This window comes from Mariprofundus ferrinatatus (assembly GCF_002795825.1).
In the GTDB taxonomy this organism is placed as follows: Bacteria; Pseudomonadota; Zetaproteobacteria; order Mariprofundales; family Mariprofundaceae; genus Mariprofundus; species Mariprofundus ferrinatatus.
In genome coordinates this window covers 1,662,967-1,689,108 of sequence record NZ_CP018800.1, presented here as the reverse complement: position 1 = coordinate 1,689,108, position 26,142 = coordinate 1,662,967, and the positions used below count along the sequence as shown (strand labels likewise).

At 52.8% G+C, this 26,142-nt stretch carries 19 protein-coding genes and 1 tRNA gene; 18 read left to right on the top strand and 2 right to left on the bottom strand.

Annotated elements, in window-relative coordinates; genetic code table 11:
- Positions 1–38: 38 nt before the first annotated feature.
- From Ga0123462_RS08135 to Ga0123462_RS08060, 16 genes are all read left to right on the top strand, one after another.
- Positions 39–112: transfer RNA gene (locus Ga0123462_RS08135), tRNA-Gln, on the top strand.
- A gap of 267 nt (positions 113–379) precedes the next feature.
- The gene (locus Ga0123462_RS08130; RefSeq protein ID WP_232726413.1) at positions 380–1,597 is read left to right on the top strand and encodes an acetate/propionate family kinase; all 1,218 of its coding nucleotides are present in this window, start codon (positions 380–382) and stop codon (positions 1,595–1,597) included.
- Entirely contained in the window at positions 1,594–3,708 is a 2,115-nt protein-coding gene (pta, locus tag Ga0123462_RS08125; RefSeq protein ID WP_100265848.1) for a phosphate acetyltransferase, read from the top strand. Before Ga0123462_RS08130 ends, pta begins: the two co-directional genes overlap by 4 nt.
- Before the next feature lie 637 nt (positions 3,709–4,345).
- Entirely contained in the window at positions 4,346–4,900 is a 555-nt protein-coding gene (locus Ga0123462_RS08120) for a DUF4390 domain-containing protein (RefSeq protein ID WP_100265847.1), read from the top strand.
- On the top strand, positions 4,897–7,059 hold the full coding sequence (locus Ga0123462_RS08115; protein ID WP_232726412.1) for a sensor histidine kinase: 2,163 nt from the start codon (positions 4,897–4,899) through the stop codon (positions 7,057–7,059). The genes Ga0123462_RS08120 and Ga0123462_RS08115 overlap by 4 nt, the downstream gene beginning before the upstream one ends.
- On the top strand, positions 7,056–8,465 hold the full coding sequence (locus tag Ga0123462_RS08110; protein WP_100265846.1) for a sigma-54-dependent transcriptional regulator: 1,410 nt from the start codon (positions 7,056–7,058) through the stop codon (positions 8,463–8,465). The genes Ga0123462_RS08115 and Ga0123462_RS08110 overlap by 4 nt, the downstream gene beginning before the upstream one ends.
- A complete protein-coding gene (trkA, locus tag Ga0123462_RS08105) occupies positions 8,462–9,835 on the top strand; it encodes a Trk system potassium transporter TrkA (protein WP_100265845.1) in 1,374 nt (457 codons plus the stop codon). Before Ga0123462_RS08110 ends, trkA begins: the two co-directional genes overlap by 4 nt.
- A gap of 69 nt (positions 9,836–9,904) precedes the next feature.
- Positions 9,905–11,284: a TrkH family potassium uptake protein gene (locus tag Ga0123462_RS08100; RefSeq protein WP_100266551.1), complete on the top strand. Its 1,380-nt coding sequence runs from the start codon at positions 9,905–9,907 to the stop codon at positions 11,282–11,284.
- A 41-nt stretch (positions 11,285–11,325) separates the two neighbouring features.
- Positions 11,326–12,825 (top strand): leucyl aminopeptidase, encoded by a 1,500-nt coding sequence (locus tag Ga0123462_RS08095; RefSeq protein WP_100265844.1) that lies wholly within the window; start codon positions 11,326–11,328, stop codon positions 12,823–12,825.
- Positions 12,826–12,966: 141 nt separating this feature from the next.
- Positions 12,967–13,662 (top strand): hypothetical protein, encoded by a 696-nt coding sequence (locus Ga0123462_RS08090; protein WP_157821318.1) that lies wholly within the window; start codon positions 12,967–12,969, stop codon positions 13,660–13,662.
- A gap of 158 nt (positions 13,663–13,820) precedes the next feature.
- Positions 13,821–16,256, top strand: a complete 2,436-nt coding sequence (locus tag Ga0123462_RS08085; protein WP_100266550.1) for a GspE/PulE family protein — start codon at positions 13,821–13,823, stop codon at positions 16,254–16,256.
- Between the two features lie 41 nt (positions 16,257–16,297).
- Positions 16,298–17,008, top strand: coding sequence for a phosphatase PAP2 family protein (locus Ga0123462_RS08080; protein WP_100265842.1), 711 nt, complete (start codon positions 16,298–16,300; stop codon positions 17,006–17,008).
- Positions 17,005–17,445 carry a DNA polymerase III subunit chi gene (locus Ga0123462_RS08075; RefSeq protein WP_100265841.1) on the top strand — a complete coding sequence of 147 codons (441 nt, stop codon included), beginning with the start codon at positions 17,005–17,007 and terminating at the stop codon, positions 17,443–17,445. The genes Ga0123462_RS08080 and Ga0123462_RS08075 overlap by 4 nt, the downstream gene beginning before the upstream one ends.
- Positions 17,442–17,879 carry a PilZ domain-containing protein gene (locus tag Ga0123462_RS08070; RefSeq protein ID WP_198507323.1) on the top strand — a complete coding sequence of 146 codons (438 nt, stop codon included), beginning with the start codon at positions 17,442–17,444 and terminating at the stop codon, positions 17,877–17,879. Before Ga0123462_RS08075 ends, Ga0123462_RS08070 begins: the two co-directional genes overlap by 4 nt.
- The gene (locus tag Ga0123462_RS08065; RefSeq protein WP_100265840.1) at positions 17,880–18,560 is read left to right on the top strand and encodes a DUF2461 domain-containing protein; all 681 of its coding nucleotides are present in this window, start codon (positions 17,880–17,882) and stop codon (positions 18,558–18,560) included.
- Between the two features lie 80 nt (positions 18,561–18,640).
- Positions 18,641–21,295: a valine--tRNA ligase gene (locus Ga0123462_RS08060; RefSeq protein ID WP_100265839.1), complete on the top strand. Its 2,655-nt coding sequence runs from the start codon at positions 18,641–18,643 to the stop codon at positions 21,293–21,295.
- A gap of 98 nt (positions 21,296–21,393) precedes the next feature.
- Here the strand turns inward: Ga0123462_RS08060 and Ga0123462_RS08055 are convergent, their stop codons facing one another.
- Positions 21,394–22,734, bottom strand: coding sequence for a sensor histidine kinase (locus tag Ga0123462_RS08055; protein ID WP_232726411.1), 1,341 nt, complete (start codon positions 22,732–22,734; stop codon positions 21,394–21,396).
- Positions 22,735–22,770: 36 nt separating this feature from the next.
- Positions 22,771–23,454, bottom strand: a complete 684-nt coding sequence (locus Ga0123462_RS08050; protein WP_100265837.1) for a response regulator transcription factor — start codon at positions 23,452–23,454, stop codon at positions 22,771–22,773.
- Positions 23,455–23,614: 160 nt separating this feature from the next.
- Between Ga0123462_RS08050 and Ga0123462_RS08045 the strand changes: the two genes are divergently transcribed.
- Both Ga0123462_RS08045 and Ga0123462_RS08040 read left to right on the top strand, forming a co-directional pair.
- On the top strand, positions 23,615–24,118 hold the full coding sequence (locus Ga0123462_RS08045; protein ID WP_232726410.1) for a Spy/CpxP family protein refolding chaperone: 504 nt from the start codon (positions 23,615–23,617) through the stop codon (positions 24,116–24,118).
- Between the two features lie 103 nt (positions 24,119–24,221).
- Entirely contained in the window at positions 24,222–26,132 is a 1,911-nt protein-coding gene (locus Ga0123462_RS08040) for an ATP-binding cassette domain-containing protein (RefSeq protein ID WP_100266547.1), read from the top strand.
- Positions 26,133–26,142: the final 10 nt, after the last annotated feature.

The following is a 26,142-nucleotide window of genomic DNA, read 5'->3' as shown; positions in this document are numbered from 1 at the left end:
AGCGCTCAGGTCACATTAAGGTGCGCGCCCATCGTAATTGGGGGATCGTCTAACGGCAGGACAGCGGACTCTGACTCCGTCAATCAAGGTTCGAATCCTTGTCCCCCAGCCAAATCGTATAAGGGCCTTCGAGAAATCGGAGGCCTTTTTTATTGACTCTAAGGGGAGATTAATTGTTTTCCAGGTAGGCGGAGCACCTGCTCTGTCAAGGTCATGTGATCAAATGCATCGATGTCCGTTTACGTTCTGTCTGTTGAGTCGTAGCATTGAGAAGTATGTTAAGCATAATCCGTTTCCCGGTCGGTAATGGCTACTTGGTATGTTTTCTTGTTTGATTCTCAGTATCTGCCGAATGAAGTGTTCTTAGAGGCCAATTTTAGTGTTTGAAACGTTTGAAACAGTGGTTCTGGTCATCAATACTGGCAGCTCTTCCATCAAGATGGCGCTGATTGATATGCCGTCTGAACAGATGCTGGCCGAGGGTGTTGCCCAGCGTCTGGGTGAGGCCGATGCGGAGCTGAGCTGGAAGATTGCGGATGAAATACAGCAATTCGATCTCAATTGCTGCACTCTCGAAGATGCCATGCAGAAGATGCTTGATCTGCTGTTCGGCAAAGTGGGTAAGGGGCTTGTTACAGCCGTTGGCCACAGGGTGGTGCACGGTGGCGAACGGTTTGTTGCGCCGACACTTCTGGATGATGAAGTCATTGCCGAGATCGAATCCCTGTCGCATCTTGCCCCGTTGCATAACCCGTCAAACCTTCTGGGGGTTCGGGAGGCGATGCGCTATTTGCCGGATGTTTCCCATATCGCGGTTTTTGACACCGCCTTTCATTACGCCATGCCCAAACACGCAAGCCTTTATGCTGTGCCATACCACTGGTACAGCCAGTATGGGGTGCGCAGATACGGTTTTCATGGCACCAGCCATCACTATGTGGCCGAGGCGGCGGCGAAGTGCCTTGGTCGCCCGCTTGGCGAACTTCGCTTAATAACAGTTCACTTGGGGAATGGCTGCAGCGCGGCAGCGGTAGCCAATGGTGTAAGTGTCGATACCACGATGGGGATGACTCCGCTTGAGGGGCTTGTGATGGGCAGCCGCAGTGGTGACGTCGACCCGGGGCTGCACGAATATATGGTCAGAGAGAGCGGAGAATCACTGGCATCTGTTACCGATGCTCTGAATCGTCAGTCAGGGCTTTTGGGAATCTCTGGTCTTAGCAATGATATGCGCACACTGCTCAATGCAGCTGATTCGGGGAATGAACGGGCTGCTTTGGCAATTGAGATATTCTGCTATCGGCTGGCAAAATCTTTGGCCTCTCTTTCTGTTGCGCTTGGCCATGTCGATGCTGTTGTGTTTACAGGCGGTATCGGTGAGCACGCCAGTGTGATACGGGAAAAAACTACTGAGCAGCTTGCATTTCTCAGCATAAAACTCGATGAAGAGAGGAATAGCAGGCATGGCAGGAGTTCAGGCGGGTTTATCACGCATCCTGAGAGCTCCACGCCTGTTCTGGTTGTTGCAACCAGTGAAGAGAAGATGATTGCGCGCTATGTGTGCAAAGTTGTAATTCAAGAGGATATAGCCACATGAGTCACGCCTTTTTACTTGTTTCAACAGGATCAGGCGCTGGGCTGACCACTGTCAGCCTGGGCTTGGTGAGGGCGCTGGATCGGTTGGGTATCCGAGCAGGTTTCTGCAAGCCTGTGGCACAGCTGCATGACTATGACCGTGGCCCTGAGCGTTCTACCCGGTTGATCGAGCATATGACAGATATTGATGCACCTCAGCCGATCAATCTGAGGCGGGCAAAGGCGCTGCTGGGGTCCGGCCGGGAAGGGCTACTGATGGAAGAGGTGATTGCCCTGTTTCAGCAGAGTGCCCGCCATTCCGATGTGGTGGTGGTTGAGGGGCTGGTGGCAGATGCGCATGCCGGGTATGCCACAAGACTCAATACCGCCATAGCCCGGGCTCTGGATGCCGAGGTTATCCTGGTCGGCAAACCCGAGGCCGACCTTGAAGAGTATGTCGATATTGCTGCCAATGCCTTCAGCGGTTCCAACGGAACTGCACTGATCGGCACCATTCTGAACAGGGTAGGGGAGAGCAGTGAAGAGAAACCATGTCTGCAAGCCGATCTGTTACAGACTGGCTCAGGTGGCAATGAGGCAGTTCGCACGGATGAGATGTGCAAAAAAATGGTTGAAAAACCATTTCACTTTATTGGTGCTATTCCCTGGCTGCCTTCACTGGTTGCGCCGCGTACAGCTGATGTAGCCCATTATCTTGGCGCTGAAGTTCTGCACGCCGGTGAAATGCAACAGCGCCGGGTGCAGTGTATGGAGCTGTGTGCCCGTACGCTTGCCAATACACTTAGTGTATATCAACCGCATACGCTATTGATATTCCCCGGTGATCGCGAAGATATCTTTGTGGCAGCGTGTATGGCGGCTATGAACGGGGTGCAGATTGCAGGTATCCTGCTGACCGGAGGCTTGCGCCCCAGTTTCGGTGTCATGAACCTGTGCGAGCAGGCGATTCGAACCGGTATTCCACTGCTGCTGGTCGAGAGCAGCTCTTATCAGACCGCTTCTAAACTGGCTCACATGCCATCGGCCGTGGCTGTTGATGATTTCGATCTGATCGACCAGGCGATGGATCATGTTGCCAATCACCTCGATGCTGAGTGGATTAAGACTCGTTGTGCTATTGATCGCAAACCGCGCCTGTCGCCTGCGGCGTTTCGTTATCAGCTTATTCAACAGGCAGTTCAGGCAAGAAGGTCGATTGTGCTTCCGGAAGGGGATGAGCCGCGCACCATTTTGGCGGCTCAGCAGTGCCAGCAGCGACAGATTGCTGACTGCGTGCTGCTCGGGGATCCGGAAAAAATTCACCAGAGTGCGCTGTCACAGGGTATAACACTCGATGATGGCATCACTATCATCGATCCGACTGTTGTTCGTCACCGCTATGTTGAGCAGATGGTGGCCCTAAGGCATCACAAAGGCATGACACCTCAAATCGCAGAGGATCAGCTTCAGGATCGTGTTGTGCTGGGTACCATGATGCTGGCGATGGGCGAAGTGGAAGGACTGGTTTCAGGTGCTTTGCACACGACAGCAAACACTGTGCGGCCCGCCTTTCAGCTGATCGGAACCAGTGAAACCGCCAAGCTGGTTTCATCCATCTTTTTCATGTGTTTGCCTGACCAGGTGGTCGTGTATGGTGACTGTGCCATCAATCCTGATCCGGATGCGGCGGAACTTGCCGATATTGCAATTCAGAGCGCAGACTCCGCTATCCGTTTCGGTCTTGAACCCAGAGTGGCGATGATCAGTTACAGTACTGGAGAGTCGGGATCGGGGCAGGATGTCAACAAGGTGCGGGAGGCAACCAGAATTGTTCGCCAGCGCAGGGCAGATCTGATTGTTGATGGGCCCATGCAGTATGATGCTGCAGCCATTGCTTCTGTTGGCAGAAACAAGGCGCCGCAAAGCGAAGTGGCAGGCAAGGCCAACGTGTTTATCTTTCCCGACCTAAATACCGGCAACACCACCTATAAGGCGGTACAGCGAAGTGCCCACGTGGTCAGTATCGGTCCCATGCTGCAGGGCTTGCGCAAACCCGTGAACGACCTCTCACGAGGGGCGTCGGTAGAGGATATCGTTTATACCATTGCCCTGACAGCCATTCAGGCGCAGTGATCTGAATGCGCTCCTAAAAAGGTATCACTACTGATTGTTCAATGCTCCTTTACAGATTGATGTGAAAGCTTTTTTTGCTTGATTTATTCAGCCGAAAACTGTATATTGTATTCGGAAGCTGAAGTGGCGTTGTGACTTATATCTTTGAGCCGATACGCTAATTTTGGGAGCTTACCTATTCCGGCTGTGTGAACACCTTAACTGGAGTGCCTGATGTCGGAGTGCTGCGCCCACCTGAACTTAAAGGGTTCAGTCCATATAGGTCACAGCGCCACTGCAGCTTCCGCTGAATCCTCCAGAGCCCGCGCAAATAGCGGGCTCTGTTTTTTGTGCCTACCCCCGCCAATGTCTTTGTGATTTTGACTGTCGTCAATGTGAATAACTTTTAACATATGGTTAACCAGACTCTCAGGTGATAGCCGATAATGTCCGTCGTGTCTGGCGCTATTCCTCCCTCCCCTCCCTAGTGTTTCGCGTCAGACATTAGGCTCCGGCATCCGCCGGAGCCTTTTTATTTGCTCCTCTGTTTCCATTCTGCTGATTGCTGATAGAGGCTTATTACGGTTTGATCCGACTGATGGTTGTTCCATTTTTTTTGCATCGAACATGCTGCTGACTGCTGCTACACTCTCGCCTGATGAGATGTTTTCAGCGATATGTATTGGTCAGTCTGATTCCGCTACTAGCGGGTGTTTTTTTTGCTGCCTGTAGCCCCGCTTATGCAGAGGGCTCGAGCGAATTAGAAGTTATTGTCGATGAAAAGGTCATCTATTGCTCTGCCATGCTAAACGGTAGCGATGATGCATTTTTGCATGCCATGAAAGATGGTATTTCGGTGAGCACGGTATGGTACGTTCGGGTGGATAGGGTGCGCGATTACTGGCTTAACAAGAACATTGCCAAGATCGCTGTGGTTCGCCGAGTTGTGCCCGACCTCCTGTCAAGAAGTTGGTTGCTGGAGGATGTGGCCAGCGGCATCTCACAAAGGGTTTATGATCTTTCGGCTGCAACGCGATTTCTGGCAAACCTTGAGCAGTTCCCAGTGCTGGATAAAAGTCTCCTTGAGTCTGGTGCGTTGTATGTCATGAACGCTTCGGTAGAACTGTATACGGGCGAAGTGAATGATGCATGGTGGGCCAGCCTGTTGAAGCCGGAAGAGGCATCAATGAAACAGGTGTTTCAGCTTCCGTGAAGCCAACCGGGGTGATGCGTCTGATCCCGCTGATGCTGGCGGCAGCACTATTGACGCTGACCGTTGTTCTCTGGCCAGCTTCAAATGGGGAATCGGTTCTGCTTGCATGGGTCAACGTGTCGATCATGCTGATTCTTTCGCTATTTCTTGTTCAATATGGGATCAAGTTGATCCGGGAGAGGAAGGCACCACCACCCGGATCGCGCTTAAGAGCCAAACTGGTCATTGCTCTGGTCGGCATGCTGCTTGTGCCTGCGATGATGATTCAAATGGCTGCAAATCAGATGGTCGAGCGAGGCATGGATGTCTGGTTTGATGTGCGAGTGGATAAGCTTCTTGATCGTGCGCTTACCTTGGCTCAGGGGTTCTATGAGCGCGTTGAGAAAGATATGAAACGCAGCATGTTGAACTATATCAGCGACGCTACCCTGCTTGCAGCGGCTTCCGGCAAGCTGGATTACCGAACGGTTTCAACCTATCTGAACGAGATCAGGGAGCTTGAGGGTTGGCAGAAGGCGGAGCTTTTCGATATCAATGAGCTGCTGATCGGAGGTGTTCAACTGGGTGAGTTGACCTCGTTGAAAGCAACTCCCTTAAGTGATGCTGCCAGATTATCAATGCGGCTGGGCAGGCTATCAACGGAGTTGATTACGCGTGGAGATGGAGAGGTTGCTGTCGGTTATGCCCCCATCGTTGGTCCGACAACCGTGATAGGTTTGCTACGAGTAGAGGTTCGTTTGCCTGCAGGAATGATTCAGAATGCGAGGGCAGTGGAAGCAGATTACCGCAGCTACAGGCAGTTGGAGCATAACCGCCAGAATATTGGTGAAACTTTTACCCACGTCATGCTGTTTGTAACACTTCTGGTTGTACTCATCGCAGGTCTGGTAGGGCTGTTGTTTGCACGCAGATTGACAACGCCGGTCGGTGATCTGGCCAATGCGCTCAGACGCGTAACCGAAGGTGATCTGAATGTGGTCATCTCAGAGTCATCCAGCGATGAGTTGGGTTCCCTGGCTCACTCTTTTAACACCATGGCGAATCGCCTGAAGTTGAACGTTGAGGCTATTGAACAGGCGCAGCAGGAACTGACGAAAGCGCTGGATAATAGCCGACAGCGACAATATGTACTGGAGTCGCTGCTGGCCAACCTTCATACGGGTGTGCTGCTGGTAGATGGCGATGGACGTGTCCGCCTTCTAAATCAGGCGGTAAGGGACATTCTGCTCCTCCCCGATAACTGGATGCCAAGTGTTGATATTCTCAAGGCAAGTAAAGGGAATCTCCGTGATATCGGGGAATTTTATGCCGAACTCAGCCACCAGCAGGAAGACCATCTTCAGCGTGAGTTCGACATCGACCTTTCCGAAGGGCGGAGCCTGCATGTTCTCGCTAGAGGAGCCCGCCTGGCCGAAACCGGCTCGACCGGTTTCTCAGGATATCTTCTGGTGATTGATGATATTTCCGAACTTGCAGAGGCGCAGCGAAATAAGGCATGGGCCGAAGTGGCCAGACGCCTTGCGCATGAGATCAAGAACCCGCTGACACCGATCAAGCTATCGGCAGAGCGATTACAGCGGCGTTTTCGGGGTCAGGTTGATGACGAACCGGTCTTCGACACCTGTACCCATGCCATTATTGCACAGGTAGAGCGGTTACAGCGCCTCATTGCAGACTTCTCTACACTGGCAAGAATGCCACAGCCAAAAGTTCGTCAGGCTTCTGTCTGCTCCCTTCTGTTGGAGATGCTGGAGCTGTTCAACACCTACGACCGGCTACAGGTGGCAGAGTGTGATATGGGCTGGACCTGTCTGTGTGATCCGGATCAGGTGCGTCAGGTTCTGATAAATCTGGTGGATAATGCTCTGACCGCAACTGATGGCGTTGAAGGGGGAGCGGTCCGTCTCTACGCAGCCACGTCGGAGGAGTTTGCCGAATGGCATGTGGAAGATGATGGTGAAGGTGTTGAGGCTTCAGTAGCATCTCAGCTATTTGAGGCATATTACTCCACCAAGGAGAATGGTTCCGGTCTTGGGTTGGCGATTGCCAAGCGTATCGCAGAGGATCATGGAGGCAGCCTGATTCTTGTTTCCCCGGCAAAACCGACACACTTTTGTCTTCGCCTGCCCAGGCATTGTGAACAGATGGAGGAATCATGACTGCACGAATCATGATTGTGGATGATGAACAGCCGATTCGCGACTCGCTGCAGGGGTTGTTCGAAGATGAAAATTACCTGGTTGTCAGCGCTGCATCGGGCGAAGAGGCAATTGCCAGATTACGCAAACAGAGCGTCGATTGCGTACTGCTCGATATCTGGATGCCGGGCATTGACGGCCTGGAGACATTAAGCCGCATCCAGCAGGTCGATGCTGGCCTGCCGGTGATTATGATGAGCGGGCACGCCACAATCGATACAGCTGTGCGTGCAACACGCCAGGGTGCGTTTGATTTTGTTGAGAAACCACTCTCTTTCGACCGTCTGATGATACTTGCGCGAAATGCTGTGCAGAAACGGCGTCTGGAACAGGAAAACAGTGATCTCAAGCAGCAGGAAAAAGAGCATCAAAGCCGCAGGGAGTTGATCGGCAACAGCGCTGTGATCAAAGAGGTGAAAGCGTTGATCAAAAGGGTGGCACTGTCGGATACGCCTGTCCTGATACTTGGTGAGCATGGTACCGGAAAGGCCGTGGCTGCAACGCTGCTGCATGAGGCCTCCAAGCGAAAAGAGGGTCCTTTCATTGAAGTGAATACAGCCAGTGTGATGGCCAACCGCCTCGATTCAGAACTTTTCGGCCATGAAAAGGGGGCATTTACAGGTGCCCTGCATTCACAGCGTGGTCGTTTTGAAGCGGCGCATCAGGGAACCCTCTTTTTTGATGAGGTGGCTGAACTTAGCCTGAGTGCTCAGGCCAAGATATTGCGCGTTTTGCAGGAGAGGGTGGTACATCGACTGGGCAATCCCGCCCCTATGCCGGCCAATGTCCGGCTGCTGGCTGCAAGCTCACGGGATCTCGAACAGGCGCTAAAAGATGAGCAGCTGAGAGAAGATTTCTACTATCGACTGAACGTTGTTTCGATTCGCATGCCGTCTTTAAGAGAACGGATTGAGGATTTGCCGTTACTTGTCGAAACACTGGCGACTGAGCAGGCTAACGAACTGGGAGGAAAGCCGGTGCGTTTCAGTTCAGAGGTTCTTAGTCAATTAATGCGATACAGTTGGCCGGGTAATGTGCGGGAGCTGCGCAACTATATCGAACGTTGTCATATCCTGATGCCCGGTGAGGAGATGTGCAGCGGCAACATGCTGCCGCCCGATCAGTCAACGGCACAGGTCATGCAGGCTGCTGCTCCGGCAAAGCCTGCAGTCACTCTTCCGGGAGTCGATGCTGACAGTTTCCATGAAGCCCGCGAAGTGTTCGAGCGCACCTTCCTTTTGCAGAGTCTGGAGAAGCATGACTGGAATATCAGCCGCACAGCCTCTGATATCGGCATGGAACGAAGCCAGTTGCACCGAAAGATCAAGGCATTCGGGCTGGTTCCGCCTGAGAGGGAGTCACTATGAATGTTGTAATTCTTGGCGCCGGTGAGGTTGGTTATCACATTGCCCATCGACTGGCTCGGGAGGGCAACAATGTGTCAGTTGTTGACCAGGATGGAGAGCGCCTGCAGGTCATTGCTGATGCCATGGATGTGAAAACGATCTGCGGCAAAGCCTCGCATCCGAGTATTCTTGAGGCTGCCGGGGCGGGGAGTGCCGATCTGCTGATTGCCGTCACCACCAATGACGAGGTGAACATGCTAGCCTGCCAGGTGGCCCACTCACTGTTCAAGGTGCCTACCAAGCTGGCGCGAGTGCGTGAGGCTGACTATGCGCAGAACCGGGAACAGCTGATCGGTCGTGATGACCTTCCTATCGATGTCATTATCTCTCCGGAGGGTGAGGCGGCCAAGGTGGTGATGGGGCGTCTGAATGTATCCTCGGCCCTGGATGCGAGGGAATTTTTTGACGGTGAGATTCAACTGGTTGAATTTGTAGTGCGTCCCAAGAGTCTTCTATCCGGCCTCTCGTTAAAGGAGTTTCCGGAGGTGATGGGAAACCTTGGTGTTTATGTCGTAGCCCACGAACATAATGGGCGCTGGACGGTTCCAAAGGGTGATACCGTACTACTTGCCGGCGACAGCATCTATGTGGCGGTATCCCGCAGGCAGCTTGATAAGCTGATGGAGATGCTGGATATGGCATGTCATTCACCGCAAGGTCGCAATATTATGATAGTTGGCGGTGGACACATTGGCTTTAAGGTGGCGAGTGAACTGGAGCGTGCCGGAGCAATGGTCAAGTTGATTGAGCATAGTAACGAGCGTGCCGAATGGCTCTCCGATCAGTTTAAGAATGTTGTGGTGATTCAGGGAGACGCACTGGATCAGAAGCTTCTTGAAGAAGAGAATATTGATAAGATGGATGATTTTCTGGCGCTGACCAATGATGATGAAACAAACATCCTCAGCAGCCTGATCTCCAAACGGTATGGCGTCCCGCATGTGGTGACACTGGTAAACCGTTCAATCTATACGCAACTGGTGCGCCAGATTGGCCTGGATGTCACCGTTTCACCGCGCCTATCTACTGTAGCCTCCATTCTCAGCTATGTGCGCAAGGGTCGCATCCATGGCATGGCGTCTATTGCGGATGGTAATCTTGAGGTGCTTGAGGCTGAAGCCCTGGAGACCAGTGCAGTCCTGAATCGCCCCCTGAAAGAGCTGGCATTGCCTGAGGATACCGTGATCGGTGCCATCCTGCGTGATGGTAAAATTATTGTGCCCAATGGCTCCGTAGAGGTGGAGACACATGATCATGTGCTGATCGTTACTACGAGTGCTTCGATCTCAGCAGTTGAGAAGCTGTTCGAAGTGCATCTTGAATTCTTTTAGGATTATACATTGCATCCCAAAGGCGTAATCTGGACGATCGGAATTCTTGTTGCTCTCTATGGGGGCAGCATGATGATTCCTGCATTGGTGGCGCTCTATTATGGCGCCGGCCACGCAGTTGAGTTTCTCGAAGCGGGAGCCATTGTGATTCTGTTTGGCGCTTCCATGATGCGCTACGGCGGCAATCCTCCCAAGCAGCTTAGCCACCGCGATGGATTTTTGATTGTTGCTCTGGCATGGCTTGTCCTCTCTCTGCTGGGGGCAGTTCCGTTCTGGACCACCGGCACCTTGCCCTCTGTTATTGATGCCATGTTCGAATCAGCTTCCGGCCTGACAACTACAGGAGCAACCGTACTGTCAGGACTGGATAATCTTCCGCACTCGATCCTCTTCTGGCGCTCCATGCAGGAGTGGCTGGGCGGAATGGGAATCATCGTACTGGCGGTAGCGGTCATGCCGCTTCTGGGAGTCGGTGGCATGCAGCTGTTCAAGGCTGAAACACCGGGACCGGTGAAGGATAAATTGACTGCCCGGGTAACTGAAACGGCCAAGCTGCTCTGGTATCTCTATCTCGGCCTGACCGTCGTTTGTGCCGTCTCCTATTGGCTGGCAGGAATGACTCCATTTGATGCGATTAACCATGCCATGTGCACAGTCGCCATCGGCGGATTCTCGACCCACGATGCAAGTTTCGGCTATTACCACGACATCCCTTTGCAGTTAATGGCGATTCTTTTCATGATTTTTGCAGGTATTAACTTCACACTGCACTTTGCCGCCGCCCTGCATGGTTTCTCACTGCGTACCTATCTGGAGGATGAGGAGTTCAAGGCCTATATCAGCTGGATTGCCGTGATGCTTATCGTCATTGGCGGCATGATCGCATGGACCGGGCAGGATGAGGCTATCCATGTGGTGTTTAACGTCGTCTCCATTGCCACCACGACCGGTTTTGCCGTCAGTGATTACAGTCTCTGGCCACCGGGTGCCACGATGCTGCTGTTGATGACAATGTTTGTCGGCGCCTGCGCAGGATCTACGGGTGGAGGCATGAAGGTGGTGCGTATCCTGTTGCTGTTTCGACAGGGTATGCGTGAGATCCGCAGGTTGGTGCATCCGCACGGTGTGATTCATGTCAAAATGGGCAGCCAGCGCATCTCCTCCAAGGTGACGGAAGCGCTTTGGGGCTTTGCTGTTCTGTTTATCGTCTGTTACATCATTATTGCCACATTGCTCGCCTTTACCGGCGTGGATATTGTCACGTCATTTACTGCTGCAGCGGCCTGTATCACCAATACCGGACCGGGTTTTGGCGAGGTCGGCCCTTCCGGTACCTATGCGGGGCTCCCTGATATGGCCAAGAGCGTACTGATTTTCGGTATGATTCTGGGCCGTCTTGAGATCTACACATTCTTCGTATTGCTGGTGCCGGAGTTCTGGCGCGATTAACAAGCGGTTGAAACATTCCATATTTCATTGAAGGGGTTGATATGATTGAAATTTCAGTAAAAGCAGGGCATGCCCACAAACAGCGTGATGACGCGGTTGTTATTCCGCTGCTTGAGGGACGCAAACTGACCGAATCCGGAAAAACCCTGCAGCAGGAGACAGGCAAGGTATTGCCTTCATTCCTGCGTAAGTTTGACCTCACCGGCAAATTCGGCGAATCGGCAATACTGTACGATGTCGATGGCGCGCATAGCCAGCGAATTGTCCTGCTCGGGGCAGGCGAAGAGAAAAAGCTGAACCTTCAGAAGCTCCGGACACTCGCAGCAAAAGCTGCACGCGGACTTGATAAGAGCGGTGCGCGCGATGTCTCTTTCTACCTCCCTGAACTGCAGGTGCGTGGTACAGATGTGAGCGAACGTGTGCAGGCTATCGCAGAGGGTGTCTGGCTGGGGCTCTACAGTTTTGAGAAGTACAAGAGCAAACCCGAAGAGAACAAGCGGGCGCTGCGTTCGCTGACTATCATGATTCCATCGCGCAAGGACCTGGATGATGCAGCTGATGCAGTATCACGGGCAAAAGCGGTTGCGCTCGGCACCAACTTCGCCCGCGACCTTGCAAATGAACCGGGTAATGTCTGTACACCTGAGTATCTTGGTGATCAGGCCAAGGCCCTGCGTCATAACAAACTGAAAGTCACTGTCATGGACAAGAAAGCGATCGAGAAGGCGGGATTCAGAGCGCTGCTGGCAGTGAATCAGGGTTCGGCCAAAGAGCCCCGTTTTATCGTGCTGGAATACAGTGGTGGCAAGAAGGGCGATGCACCTGTCGCACTGGTCGGTAAGGGGTTGACCTTTGATGCCGGCGGCATCTCTATCAAGCCCGGGCCGCAGATGGATGAGATGAAGTTCGATATGTGCGGGTCTGCTTCCGTGCTCGGCATTTTCAAAGCGGTGACAGAGATGAATCTGCCGGTCAATTTACTTGGCGTGATTCCCTCCACCGAGAATCTTCTCGGATCTGCCGCCTACAAACCGGGCGACATTATCACCAGCTACAAGGGGATCACCATAGAGGTGCTCAATACCGATGCCGAGGGGCGTATCATCCTTTCCGATGCACTTGCCTATGCTGCTGAGAAGAAGCCGGCAGAGATCATCGATTTTGCCACCCTGACCGGGGCATGTGTGATTGCTCTGGGTGCACATGCATCCGGCTTGATAGGTACAGATGAGAAGTTGAAGAGGTCGTTAATGCTTTCCGGTGACTACACATACGACCGGGTGTGGGAGTTGCCGATGTATGAGGAGTATCAGGAGCAGATCAAGTCCGAGATTGCCGATATCAAGAACATCGGCGGCCGCGAAGCGGGAACCATTACTGCAGCCTGTTTCCTCTCCCGGTTTGTTGATGATATCCCTTGGGCACATCTCGATATTGCCGGCACAGCCTGGAACATGAAGGGAACTGAAATCTCAGCCAAGGGCGCAACCGGTGCAGGTGTACGGCTGGTTGTCGATTATCTCTCCAGAAAGGTTGCTTAAAGCCTCTATCTTCCCCCCATCTCTGCAGCAAAAAATGCCGGAGAGGTGGGGGGTATTTTCCTGTTATATTGCCGTGTATTGTTATAACACATTGAAATAAAAGGGCTTCTTCTCTGGCCTGCGTCTTGCTTCTGATCTGATATGCAAGCCATTCCGAAATTGACGCCATTTCCGCAATCTTTCGCCGTTCAGAAGGCGAAGCCAGCTGCGTTAAAAGAGCACTCTGCTGCGCAGCTCACGCCTGCAATGGCGCCGGCCAAACCTGCAGGGGCAGGGGAACCGGCCAAGTTTGGCCTTCTTGATTTTATCGATATGATTAATCCGCTGCAGCATCTGCCGGTCATCTCTACGATCTATCGTAAACTGACCGGGGATGAGATTGGTGATGAAGCCCGCATTGTGGGCGGCGCTATCTTTGGCGGACTGCTTGGCAGCTGGATAACAGGCGTTGCTTCAGCGGTAGCGAATGTCTTTGTCAGTCACTCAACAGGCAAAGATATCGGCGATCATGTCATGGAGGCAGCAGATGCGCCGAGTCGAGTCCACTCTCAGGGAGTGAATACGGCAGCTGATTCACAATTCTCGCACTCATTTGCAGAAACGGCTGAAGCCAGAGTGGAAAGTGCAGAAACCGCCATGCCCAAACAGCCTCTTCCTGCTTCACATGCTGTTAAGGGTGGAAGGGGAGCAAGCCACGACATGATAGTGGGCCGGTATTCTGGTTCGGAAACGCTTGCACCACAGGAGAAGCACGGAGAGATGCTTTTTGCCATCAACCTGTACAGGGAGCAGATGGATATTGATGACTTCAGGAAAGATGTTCACTTCTGGGTTTAATCCACACTGGAGATAGAAACCAGAGAAGGGTAGCCCAAAGCGCTATCGTACAAATGTTTCACAGTAAGAATCTGGTGTGTATAGTCGCTTTGGGATTGAGGCGTGCAGCGAGTTTGTTCATGATATTCGCCTGTATGTCCTGCTGGAGGGTGTGGCTTGTGAACAAGAAAAATCTGCAGAGTCGTTATCAGAAAGTTATCATCAAGCTGGTAAACGGAAAGAGCCTTGATGGATATCTGTTCGGCTTTTCCCCTATCATGACAAAACTCCACTATATCGAAGTAGACAAGTCCGGAGAGGAGCATGCCAGTAAGCTCGATGCTCAGGATATTGCCTATATAGGTATGCAGGACTCCAAAGATGCGTCTCCTGAACGACCTACAAAACTTCTGCATATGGACGAGTTGAAGGTTGTAACAGTGCATTCGGAATCTTTCAGGGTGATGGCACTGCCACCTGCAACACATGCCCTGGGTTTTTTCGCCATAGGAAAGGATAGTGACTTCCCCTTTCAGCGGATATTTTTCTATGACCATGGCATTCGTCTTCAGGAGAAACCCGACCGGCTTGGAGATCTGCTTGTGGATCAGGCGATTGTTTCAGCCGAAGATATTGAAAGGGCGCTGAAGGAGCACTCACAGAAGGTACTCCCGATCGGCACAATTCTGAAAGAGCATGGTAAGCTTAGAGATAAGGAGCTGGATCACGCGGTCAACTTGCAGCACAAGTCCAAAATGAAACTTGGCGATCTGCTGGTAGATCAGGATCTGGTGACCATCACTGATGTTGAACAGGCGCTGGAGGAGCAGGCAGAACACCAGAAGAGTAGCAAGGAAGATAAGCCGTTAGGACATATTCTCGTCAATCAGGGCAAGGTTCAGCGGGCTGATATCGACTCTGCACTGCTGGTGCAGAGCCGCCGTAGAATGCGGCTTGGAGAGCTGCTCATAGAGGCTGGACTCATTACTGATAGTGACCTTCAGTTTGCACTGGAGGAGCAGAAGGTGCGCGGCCAGCGTATTGGCGAGATCCTGCTCAATTCGCAAATTATTTCCGAAGATCAGCTGTTGTCGGCGTTGGCCAAGAAGTTCCGCCTGCCAACGCTTGATCTGGATGAATATGAGATAAACTCGATGGCAAGCTTTGAGGTAGGGCCGGATATTATCGAAAAGTATCAGGTTTTGCCGATCGATTCTGACCATCGCTCGATTACCATCGCTCTTGCCGACCCGATGGGGCTGGATGCCTACGATGGCATCAGTTTCAAAACCGGAAAGAAGGTGAATGAGGTTCTGGTGAAAACCTCCCAGTTGAAGGCGCACCTTGAACAAATGATGTATGAAGAGATCGATTCCGACGAACTGGATGTTGAATTTGTTCATCAGGAGGATTTGGAGGAAGAGGAACCGATCGATGAACTGGAGATTTCTCAGTCGGCCAAAGAGTCGCCGATCATCAGGCTTGTAAACAGATTGATTCGCAGCGGTCTTCGCAAGAAAGCATCTGATATCCATATTCTTCCACAGGCCAAGAAGATCACGTTGGCCTATCGCACGAACGGCGAACTGATATCCGAGAATGCTCTCGATAAAAGTTTGCACCGCCAAATCGCCGCACGCATAAAAATCCTTTCAGGCATGGATATCTCCGAGCAGCGGTTGCCGCAGGATGGCCGGCTGATTCTTAAAGAGGGTAAACATACCTATGAGTTCCGAGTCTCCTGTATCCCTAACACTTTCGGAGAATCACTCGTTCTTCGCGTACTGAGCAAGGAGGTGGCTGCAGATCTCGATACGCTTGGACTGCGCGACGAGGACATGAAACAGCTGGCGGTCATGTCACGCAAACCCTTCGGGCTTATTCTTGTAACAGGTCCAACCGGTTCCGGTAAATCAACCACGCTATTTGCTGTGCTTAAATCCATCTCGGACCTTCCGGCTCATATCCTTACCATTGAGGATCCTGTGGAGTCGGAGATTGAGGGGGCCAACCAGATTCAGGTGCACCAGAAGATCGGTATGACCTTTGCAAGAATTCTTCGCAATGTGCTGCGCCATGATCCCGATATTATCATGATTGGTGAGATGCGTGATGCGGAGACAGCCGAGATTGGTATCGAAGCGGCACTGACAGGACATCTAATGCTCTCCACACTGCACACAAACTCTGCTGTGGACACGATCATCCGCCTTAATGATCTAGGCATTCCCAACTACCTGATTGCCCCGGCACTGCTCGGTATTATAAGCCAGAACCTTCTCAAGAAACTCTGCCCGGATTGCCGTCGCGAGATCGATAAGAGTGACCCCTCTTTCACCATGATTCGAGACCTTGGTCTGGAAGAGCCCGAGCACCTGTATGAGAAGGTGGGTTGCGACAATTGCGATCAGAGCGGTTATACAGGCAGGGTCATGCTTTACGAATTCCTTGTTGTGAATGAGGCAATTCGTCAGGCCATTCACGACGGTATTAGTGGAGGAGAGCTGAAGAAAATCGCTATGGAGAATGGATTGCAGCCAAAATCAGTGCACGCACTGAAGATGGCGGCAGCTGGTGAGATCGATCATCACGATTTTATTTACTCTCTGGTATAAACAGCATCGATGTTCCGCATTAGTAGAATAGCTATCGGCAGATGAGTAGGCTCTCACCTATGCAGGATATGGACAGTTCCCATGCGCTTTTCCGACTGATCAACGATTCCCATTCACCCATTGGTGATGCCTTCTTTGGCGTTGTCAGTGGTCTTGGCGACGGACTGGTGATCGCTCTGCTTGCCTCTCTGCTCATGTTATATCGCCTGCGTCTCGGCATGGTTGCTTTGAGCGGATATCTGCTGTCCGGTTTGATAGCCCAGATATTTAAGCGGATTTTTGATATGCCGCGCCCGCCTGCGGTCCTTGAAAATGTCCATGTGCTGGGTTCCGCATTCACATCCCACAGTTTTCCATCAGGGCATGCCACCTCGGATGGCGTTCTGGTGCTGGTCGCTTTTCTTCTCTGGTCGGTGAAAGATTGGCGCAGCTGGGCACTTGCCACGCTGTTCCTGCTTGCTGCTGTAGGGCGCGTCTATGGTGGCGTCCATTTCCCGATTGATGTTGTTGCAGGTCTGGGCATAGGCATTATTACCACCTGGTTGCTCTGGCGCTGGTCGGAGAAGTGGCCAGTTAACCATTGGTTAAAGTCCGACTGGTCGTGGAAAATTCCCGCTCTGATCGTAGCTGGTGAAGCGGCAGTTCTGGGGCTTGGATATCGCATGCAACCGGACACAGCGCAGTCACTGGCACTTGTGTTGCCGATAGCGTCACTGATTATCCTGATGCAGGTGTGGAAAAGACGTTCATGAGTGATGATATGAAGGTTCATTTTGAGCTTCTGGAAAAGCCGGACCGGGTGGAGGGGATTGCACGCCTATTGCTGAGAAGGGGAAGGTTGACCCCGCATCTGTTGGTTCTATGTCCCGATAAGGGGTTTGCAGCCCAGTTGAGTGAACGGCTCTGGACTATTCACCCCGAATCGTTTCTGGCCAATGCAGTTGCAGGGTCGGACAGTCAGGCCAATGCGATGCAGCCGATCCTGCTTGCCACCGGGATCGTACGGGACAACAATCCCGAGGTGGTAATAAACGGTTGCCTGGAAGTGCCGCCTGATATCTCCGGATTTTCCCATCTGGTTGATTTTGTCGATGGCTGGGATGAGTCATTGAAGCAGATGTCACGAGAGCGCTTCCGAACCTATCGACAGATGGGGCTGGATCCAAAATATCTGGGGGTGAAGTCATGAGCGACTCCGAGCACGATATGGAACGTAGAGAGTACTACCGCCATCCGGTAGATGTGCCAATTCAAATCTTTCCTCAGAAAGAGCCGCCTGAACAGGTTTCCGTACACGAAATGAGCGAGGGTGGCCTCTCCTTCCAGACCAATGTCTTCCTTGAAAAAGGCGCTGTGCTGAAGATCAGGATCCCCTATATCAAGCCAAAATTTGAGGCGCTGTGTGTGGTTCGCTGGAGACACGTTTCAACCGGCGGCGGACTGTTTGAGATAGGTGTGAGGTTTCTCAGCGAGGAGACCTCATTCCGTGCCAGAATGGTGGAGCAGGTCTGCAGCATCAGGGAGTACCAGCAGCAACAGACAATAAGGAATCGCAAGCTCACATTCGAAGAGGCGGCAAGCGAATGGATTGACAAGTTTGCCGACCATTTCGGAAAATCCTGAGTGGATCGCTTCTCCAGCGAAACCTTCGCATTTCTCGAAGCTCTGAGTGAGAACAATAATCGCGAATGGTTCGCCGATAACAAACAGCAGTACGAAAACCTGGTCCGCTCACCGGCACTGCATTTGATTCAGTCGGTGGGCGAACGTCTGCCGGAGATATCGCCTCACTTCAGAGCTGATGCGCGCAAGATGGGCGGTTCACTGATGCGCGTATTCCGTGATACCCGCTTTTCAAAGGATAAAGCCCCCTACAAGACCAATATCGGCATTCAATTCAGGCATGAGGCGGGCAAGGATGTCCATGCGCCGGGATATTACCTTCACATCAGTGCAGCCGAATGTTTTGTCGGGGTCGGTACTTGGCATCCTCCGGCTGATGCACTTCTGAAAATACGTAAGCTGATCGCTGATGAACCCGATCTTTGGCTGGAAGCCCGTAATGATGGTGACTTCAGCCGCTGGTTTAACCTTGTAGGCGATAGCCTGAAATCTGCACCGCGAGGTTTTGAAAAAACTCATCCGATGATTGATGACATTAAGCGAAAGGATTTCATCGGCCTTAGTGATCTTGCACCCGCCCTGATCGAGCAGGATGATCTGGCAGATATCGCCTGCGACTATTTTAAAGCGGGGCACTCTCTGATGCGGTTTCTCTGCAGGGCTCAGCGGGTTCCGTTTTAACAAAGAATTTCACAGGTTGCCCGTTGGTTAGCAGGCCGTAGGATGGCGCTCCAATCTGCAACCTGTACCGAGGATTCTCCATGAGCCAGCACGAGCTTGCTAAAATTTATGACCCGCAGGCGGTTGAACCCGCCGTAAACGACCAGTGGCTGAATTCGGATGCCTTCCGCCCGAAAGCTGCCAGTGGGGAACAATCCGATGATGCTTACTGCATTGTGATTCCTCCTCCGAATGTCACCGGAAGCCTGCACATGGGTCACGCCTTTACTTTTACGATTCAGGATATGCTGATTCGCTGGCAACGCATGAAGGGCAAATCGGTGCTCTGGCAGCCGGGTACGGATCATGCCGGAATTGCAACGCAGATGGTGGTTGAGCGCATTCTCGATAAAGAGGGGGTTCATCGCAGGGATCTTGGCCGTGAGCGTTTCCTTGATCGTGTATGGGAGTGGAAAGAGGAGTCTGGCGGAACCATCGTCTCTCAGCTGAAGCGACTCGGCGCATCATGTGACTGGAGCCGTGAGCGTTTTACCCTTGATGAGGGTTTGTCCGATGCGGTTCGTGAAGTGTTTGTCCGCCTCTATGAAGAGGGGCTGATCTACCGAGGCAAGCGTCTGGTCAACTGGGATCCGGTGCTTGAGACGGCGGTTTCCGATCTTGAGGTTGAACATGATGAGGAGCAGGGGCATTTCTGGCATATCCAGTATCCGCATGCCGATGATCCGACCAAACATGTGATTGTTGCCACCACACGTCCTGAAACCATGCTTGGTGACGGTGCGGTGGCAGTACACCCTGATGATGAGCGTTACAAAGATCTGATTGGTAAACAGCTGATCCTGCCGCTCTGTAACCGTACGATCCCGGTAATTGCCGACGAGTATGTTGATCCTGAGTTCGGTACAGGCTGTGTGAAGATTACACCGGCGCATGATTTCAACGATTATGATGTCGGCAAACGCCATGATCTGCCGCTGCTGAATATCTTCACCAATCGCGCCCATATCGCTGAGGAGGATTGGATTCCCGAGCAGTATCACGGTCTGGATCGTTATGAGGCGCGTGAGCGCATGGTGGCTGATCTGGAGGCTGAGGGGCTTCTGTACAAGGTTGAGGATCATATGCATAAGGTCGGTCGCGGTGACCGCTCACACGCGGTGATTGAGCCATATCTGACCGATCAGTGGTATGTCGATATCAAACCACTTGCAGAACCTGCCATTGCCGCCGTTGAAGATGGTGATATCAAGTTTGTGCCGCAGCACTGGGAGAAGACCTATTTCGAGTGGATGCGCAATATTCAGGACTGGTGCATCTCCCGACAGCTCTGGTGGGGGCACCGTATTCCTGCCTGGTACTGTGAGGATTGTGATCATATTACGGTAAGCCGGGAGGCCGCCGTGTGCTGCAGCGGCTGCGGTTCTACCAAGATCAAGCAGGATGAGGATGTTCTCGATACCTGGTTCTCTTCCGGCCTCTGGCCATTTTCCACCCTTGGCTGGCCTGAAAATACGGAGGAGATGGAGAGGTTCTACTCCACCAATGTGCTGGTCACCGGCTTTGACATTATCTTCTTCTGGGTTGCCCGCATGATCATGATGGGCATGAAGTTCACCGGCAAGGTTCCATTCAAGGATATCTATATCCACGCACTGATCCGCGATGCACAGGGACAGAAGATGTCCAAGTCCAAGGGTAACGTGATCGATCCGCTGGAGATTATCGGCGATTATGGTGCCGATGCGCTGCGCTTTACACTGGCACATATGGCGACACCGGGTCGTGATGTGAAACTCGACGTCAAACGTATCGAGTCGAACCGCAACTTCATGAACAAGATCTGGAATGCGGCACGCTTCGTATTCATGAATCGTGGTGATGCCAGGCCGGATGCATTAATCCAGCCAGAAAATGATGTGAATCGCTGGATTTTGAGCGAGCTGGACAGTTGCACCCGTGATGTCGAGAAGGCACTGACCGAATACCGCTTCAACGAGGCGGCCGGCACCCTCTACAACTTCATCTGGGGCAGTTACTGCGACTGGTATGTGGAAGCGGCCAAGGTGGCCCTCTACGGTGATGATGAGGCGGCCAAGTCGGAAACGCAGATTGTGATGCTGACGGCCCTGGATGGCTGGCTGCGCCTGTTGCACCCGATCTGCCCGTTCATTACTGAAACGCTGTTTCAGGAGCTTCATGGTCCCGATGCGAGGCTCGTGACCGATAACTGGGTTCAGGGTTATGCGACAGATGCACAGGCCGTTTCACGCATGAATCGTGTGATGGAGGTGGTTACTGCGATTCGTTCGGTGCGTGGTGAGATGAATGTGGCACCTGGCAAGCGCATTGATGCGATTATCGCCTGCGGTGCTGATGTTCAGGCCGATCTTGAAGCAGAGAAAAAACTGCTGATGAGTCTGGCCAAGCTTGAGTCACTTGCATGGCAGGATGCCGATTCCGAGGTTGATGGTGCTGCCGTTGCGCCTCTGGCTCATGCCAAGGTATACCTTCCATTGGCTGGTCTGATCAATGTTGAAGAGGAGACCGCCCGTCTAGAAAAGAATATTGCCAAGCTTGAGAAGGATATCGCCTTGAATGAAGGTAAACTTGCCAATCCGAAGTTCTGCGGCAGTGCACCCGAGGCCGTAGTGGCCAAGGTCCGGAGCGATCTTGATGAGGCAATAGCCAAACGGGATGAAATGGTCGCAGGCATAAAGCGTTTGAGTTCGCTATAGCCATCTTCGGAACCATGTTGGTTGATAATAGAGGGGGCTTCGGCCTCCTTTATTAATAATATGCCCCTGGCTGTTTAACAGTTGCAGGCATTTCAGTTTTACAGTTTCGGAAGCGTGATGGTGACGCAAAGTCCTCCATCAACATGGTTGGCGGCTGTGATCGTACCACCATGCAGTTCGATAGCATTTCTGGCAATCGCCAGCCCCAAGCCGTAACCGGAAGCGCGCTGATGGCGCTCGCGGGCTTCGGAGCCGCGCACAAATGGCTCGAACAGTTTCAGAAGAATCGATTCATCCACACCATCACCATGGTCCCGGATCTCGATTACTGCATTATCTCCGGATGTAACCAGCGAAACTTCGACACCATTTCCGGCAGGTGTATGCCTGATGGCATTTCGAATCACATTGTCGAGCGCACGCGTGATCCATAAGCGGTCGCCTGTAATGCGACCTGGCGCCTGCTCAGTAAACAGAATGGATTTATCTTCCGCTTCCGCCTCAAAAACCGCATCGGCAACCACCGCATTAACAATCTCGTTCAGATTGAGGGGCTGTCTCTGAATTTCTACGCCACCCTGCTCGATCCGGGCTAGTGTAAGTACTTCTCCGATCAGTTCGTTCAGTAGCTCTGCCTCTTTTTCAATACGATCCAACTCTTCGTTCGTGCTTTCAGAAGCGGAATTTCTTGCCAGCTGCAGTGCCACTTGCAGGCGTGCCAGTGGAGAGCGAAGTTCGTGCGATATGTCGCGCAGGAGCTGTTTATGGCTCGCGAGCAGTTGAACAAGCTGATCGGTTGTGCTGTTGATGCTTCTGCCCAGCTCTCCCAGTTCGTCGGTTCTGCCAGTAACGGCACTCTCCACGCGTCTATCAAGTTCACCTTCACCAAGCCGTTCGGTTGTGTGCTGCAGGCTTTTAATGGGTCGGGTTAGCATGCGTGTAAGAATAGTGCTGACTGCAGCAATGGTGAGCAGTGCAACAAGAAGTTGCAGAAGCCGCATGGTGCCGCCGCTCTCCCGCATCTCATCATCTGAGAGAAGCGTGCTTGCCACCCAGAAATAACTGCCTTGCTGACCCGACAGAGGCAGCGCAACAGCCAGCATGGGGGGGCGGATCAGGGTGATTTGGCTGCCTTCAGCTTTAGCCTGATCCAGCAGCTCAGACAGATGTTCAGGCAACGGTCTGACATGCCTTCCCTGGCCGAAACCGCCAAGTAAGGCTCCATCACTCTCCAGAAGCCTGCCGTAGGCATTCTTGCTGCGCATGTTCTGGCGAAACCATTGCCGGTAACCCTCTCTGCCTTCAAGCTCGTAAATCTCGACAGCGACTTTTCCAAGAGAGGTGAGTTGGGAGACGCGTGATTCAATGATGATGCTCTCCGAGCGCCACTTCTCGCCAAGCCAGCTGGAGAGGCCGGCAGTGACAAGCAGTGTTGCCATAAGCAGAAGGAAAACTTTTGTGAAGATGCGCACTGCTTATTCCGGTACGAACAGCCAGCCGACACCGCGTACGGTTTTGATGCGCGGTTCATCATTGCCAAGCGGTGAAAGTTTTTTGCGCAGGTGACCGATGTGCACATCCAGCGTACGGTCGAATGGACCATAGTGTTTACCGAGTGCCGCCTTGCTCAATGCCTGTTTGTCGACCACTTCGCCAGCCTTTTCCATGAGGGCTGCCAGGATATTGTATTCGGTGGCGGTTAGATCAAGCGGTTGCTCCCGTTCGGAAATTGTGCGCGATTGCGGCTGCCATGTAATGCTGCCAAAAGACTTCTCTGCATTCGGTTTCTGTTGCTCCGGCATTTCGCTTCTGCGGAGGATGGCCCGGATTCTGGCTGCCAGTTCGCGTGGATTGCACGGCTTGGGCAGGTAATCGTCTGCCCCGAGTTCAAGGCCGATGATGCGATCCATCTCTTCGCCACGCGCCGTCAGCATGATCACCGGCACCTGGCTGAAACCGCGCAGCTCGCGCAATACATCCATGCCGTTTTTTACCGGCATCATGATATCGAGAATCAGCAATTCGAAATCGTTGGCCCTGACCTGCTCCAGTCCGGCCTCACCATCATGGGCGCAAGCCAGTTCAAAACCTTCACCGGCAAGAAAGCGCTGCATCAGTTCACAGAGTTCAACATCGTCATCGATCATCAGAATAGCCATGTCGCCATATTGCCACGAAAAAAGGGTTCGGGAAGCTGCTTTTACGCTTCCTTTACATTGATTTGCATATCTTTTGCACAAGCAATGCCCAACTTTGCATGCAGAGGATCACCATTCGTCATGCGCCGGAGAGCGTAGTGAATTGACCAAGGAGCATATAATGAACGAGCAAAAGGTAATGAAACGAGAAAACGGATTGAGAACTGTCGTCTTCTTTGTGGTTGCATCGGCGCTGTTTGTCGCGGGTGCCAATATGGCCTACGCGTTTGGCGGACCCGGTGGTGAAAAGAGCATGGAGCGCCGCGTCGAGAGAATGGCTGAGAAACTGGATCTGAGTGATAGCCAGCGCAACCAGTTCAAACAGATTCACGAAGAAAACAGAGCTGAAGGGAGAGCACTGCATGATGCCATGCACAAAAACCGCCAGGCACTGCGCAGCCTTGACCCTTCAGCCAAGGATTACAGCAAACAGGTGGCAAGGCTTGCCAGTGAAAAAGCGGAGCTTACCCGGCAGATGGTGATCCACAGAAGCGAAGTGCGTGCCGAAGTGCATGCGATGCTGACACCCGAGCAGCAAGAGAAAGCCAGACAGATGAAAATGGATCGCAAAGGAAAACGCTTTGCTGACGGATCGGGAGGCGAAGGCCGGGGTCACTGCAAATAAAATCGTGTCTGCTGAATGAACTGGCTCAGGCACTGATGAAACGCCCTGTAAATGCAGGGCGTTTCTTTTGCTGTTTAACGGCTATTATGCGCCCATGCCACTAATGACCCTCAACCATCTCGACAAAGCGTTCGGCCCGCAGGTGCTTCTCGATGACGTGAATCTCGCTATCGGACGCGGTGTGCGTATCGGTCTTATCGGCCGCAATGGCGAGGGAAAATCCACACTGCTCAAGATTATGGCCGGCTTGATCGAAGCGGATAGCGGCGAGGTGACACTGCGATCGGGAACAAGGGTAGCCTATCTGCCGCAGGCACCTCACTTCGATGCAGGGGTTACTGTTTTTCATGTGGTGGCCGACGGGCTCGGTAACGTGGCGAAGAGTCTGGAGTCCTATCACGATGCACTTAAGAAGCTGGAAAATGACAGCTCGGATGCCATGCTGAAAGAGGTGGAACGCCTGCAGGAGGAGCTTGAACACAGCGGAGCCTGGAAGCTGCATACGCGAATCGAGACGGCAATATCGAAGCTTAAGCTGCAGGCAGATCGCGATGTGGGTGAACTCTCCGGTGGCTGGTTGCGCAGGGTGGCGCTGGCTCGTGCCGTGGTGGCAGAGCCCGATGTGCTGCTGCTTGATGAGCCGACTAACCATCTTGATATTGAGTCAATCGAATGGCTGGAGGAGTTCGTTGCCTCTTTTCCGGGATCGGTACTGTTTATCACCCATGATCGCTACTTCCTTGATGCCGTGGCTGAGGAGATTATCGAACTGGATCGTGGTCACCTGACCCATTTTCCCTGTTCCTATGCAGAATATCTGGAGAAGAAGTCCGAGTTGCTGGCGATGGAGGAGAGCCGGTTTCGTAAATTCGACAAACTTCTGGCCGGAGAGGAGCGCTGGATCAGACAGGGGATTCCTGCCCGGCGTACCAGGAACGAGGGGAGAGCACGGGCGCTGGAGGATTTGAGGAGGCAGCGGGCGAGTCGAAGGCTTCGTGGCGGTGATGTGGACCTGCGCGTCTCATCCGGCATTAAACCCGGTAAGATGCTGATGGAGGCTATCGAGGTTTCGCACGCATTTGACGAGACCGTGATCTGCCAAAAGTTCAGCCACAAGATCATGGCGGGCGATCGGGTGGGGCTGATTGGCCCCAACGGTATCGGTAAAACGACCCTGCTCAATATTCTGCTTGGAGAGCTGGCCCCCGATTCAGGCAGGGTGCGCCACGGTGTTCGCCTTGCCCCTGCATTCCTTACCCAGATGCGTGAATTGAATGCGGATATAAAACTAAAGGATGTACTGCTGCCGCAGGGCGGCAACTATGTGCATATCGGCGGACACGAGCCGCGCCACATTGTCAGCTATCTGCAGGATTTTCTCTTCGACAAGGAGCGTATGAACACACGTGTGGCGGCGCTTTCAGGCGGTGAGCGGGGGCGATTGATGCTGGCAAAGCTGCTGCTGGAGCCTGCAAATGTTCTTGTTCTTGATGAGCCGACGAATGATCTCGATATCGGCACACTTGCCGTACTGGAAAAAGCATTGGCCGATTATGAAGGCACCGTGATTCTTGTTTCGCATGATCGCGCTTTTATGGATCGGGTCGCCTCGCGTGTACTCGCCTTTGAGGGAGATGGCGTGATCGTTCCGATCGAGGGCGGTTATTCCGATTACCAGGCGTGGAAGATTCGACAGCAGGAAAAGGCGCAGCTGCAGACAGAGCAAGAGAAAAAGCGGGCGCCTGCCCAGAGCGCGCCCAAACCGGTGAAAAAGGCGACCAAGCTTTCCTACAAAGAGCAGCGTGAACTGGATCAGCTGCCGCAGGATATTGAATTGATGGAGATGGAGAAGGGGGAGATCGAGGCTCATTTCTGTGATCCTGACTATTTCACTACTGATCCCGAGGCTTTCCAGAAGGATCAGCTACGCCTGCAGGAGCTGGAAGCAGGGCTTGAAGCAGCCTATGGCCGATGGGAAGAGCTGGAAGCCAAGCAGGAGATGCTGGCAGCTTAAGGTGCGCTCA

Bases quoted from the DNA above. Each gene is read 5' to 3' on its own strand.
- Ga0123462_RS08055 (WP_232726411.1), bottom strand. From the start codon at position 22,734: ATGGCAACACTGCTTGTCACTGCCGGCCTCTCCAGCTGGCTTGGCGAG.
- Ga0123462_RS08095 (WP_100265844.1), top strand. From the start codon at position 11,326: ATGATTGAAATTTCAGTAAAAGCAGGGCATGCCCACAAACAGCGTGAT.
- Ga0123462_RS08060 (WP_100265839.1), top strand. From the start codon at position 18,641: ATGAGCCAGCACGAGCTTGCTAAAATTTATGACCCGCAGGCGGTTGAA.
- Ga0123462_RS08110 (WP_100265846.1), top strand. From the start codon at position 7,056: ATGACTGCACGAATCATGATTGTGGATGATGAACAGCCGATTCGCGAC.
- pta (WP_100265848.1), top strand. From the start codon at position 1,594: ATGAGTCACGCCTTTTTACTTGTTTCAACAGGATCAGGCGCTGGGCTG.
- Ga0123462_RS08090 (WP_157821318.1), top strand. From the start codon at position 12,967: ATGCAAGCCATTCCGAAATTGACGCCATTTCCGCAATCTTTCGCCGTT.
- Ga0123462_RS08075 (WP_100265841.1), top strand. From the start codon at position 17,005: ATGAGTGATGATATGAAGGTTCATTTTGAGCTTCTGGAAAAGCCGGAC.
- Ga0123462_RS08050 (WP_100265837.1), bottom strand. From the start codon at position 23,454: ATGGCTATTCTGATGATCGATGACGATGTTGAACTCTGTGAACTGATG.
- Ga0123462_RS08080 (WP_100265842.1), top strand. From the start codon at position 16,298: ATGAGTAGGCTCTCACCTATGCAGGATATGGACAGTTCCCATGCGCTT.
- Ga0123462_RS08040 (WP_100266547.1), top strand. From the start codon at position 24,222: ATGACCCTCAACCATCTCGACAAAGCGTTCGGCCCGCAGGTGCTTCTC.
- Ga0123462_RS08045 (WP_232726410.1), top strand. From the start codon at position 23,615: ATGAACGAGCAAAAGGTAATGAAACGAGAAAACGGATTGAGAACTGTC.
- Ga0123462_RS08100 (WP_100266551.1), top strand. From the start codon at position 9,905: ATGATGATTCCTGCATTGGTGGCGCTCTATTATGGCGCCGGCCACGCA.
- trkA (WP_100265845.1), top strand. From the start codon at position 8,462: ATGAATGTTGTAATTCTTGGCGCCGGTGAGGTTGGTTATCACATTGCC.
- Ga0123462_RS08120 (WP_100265847.1), top strand. From the start codon at position 4,346: ATGAGATGTTTTCAGCGATATGTATTGGTCAGTCTGATTCCGCTACTA.
- Ga0123462_RS08070 (WP_198507323.1), top strand. From the start codon at position 17,442: ATGAGCGACTCCGAGCACGATATGGAACGTAGAGAGTACTACCGCCAT.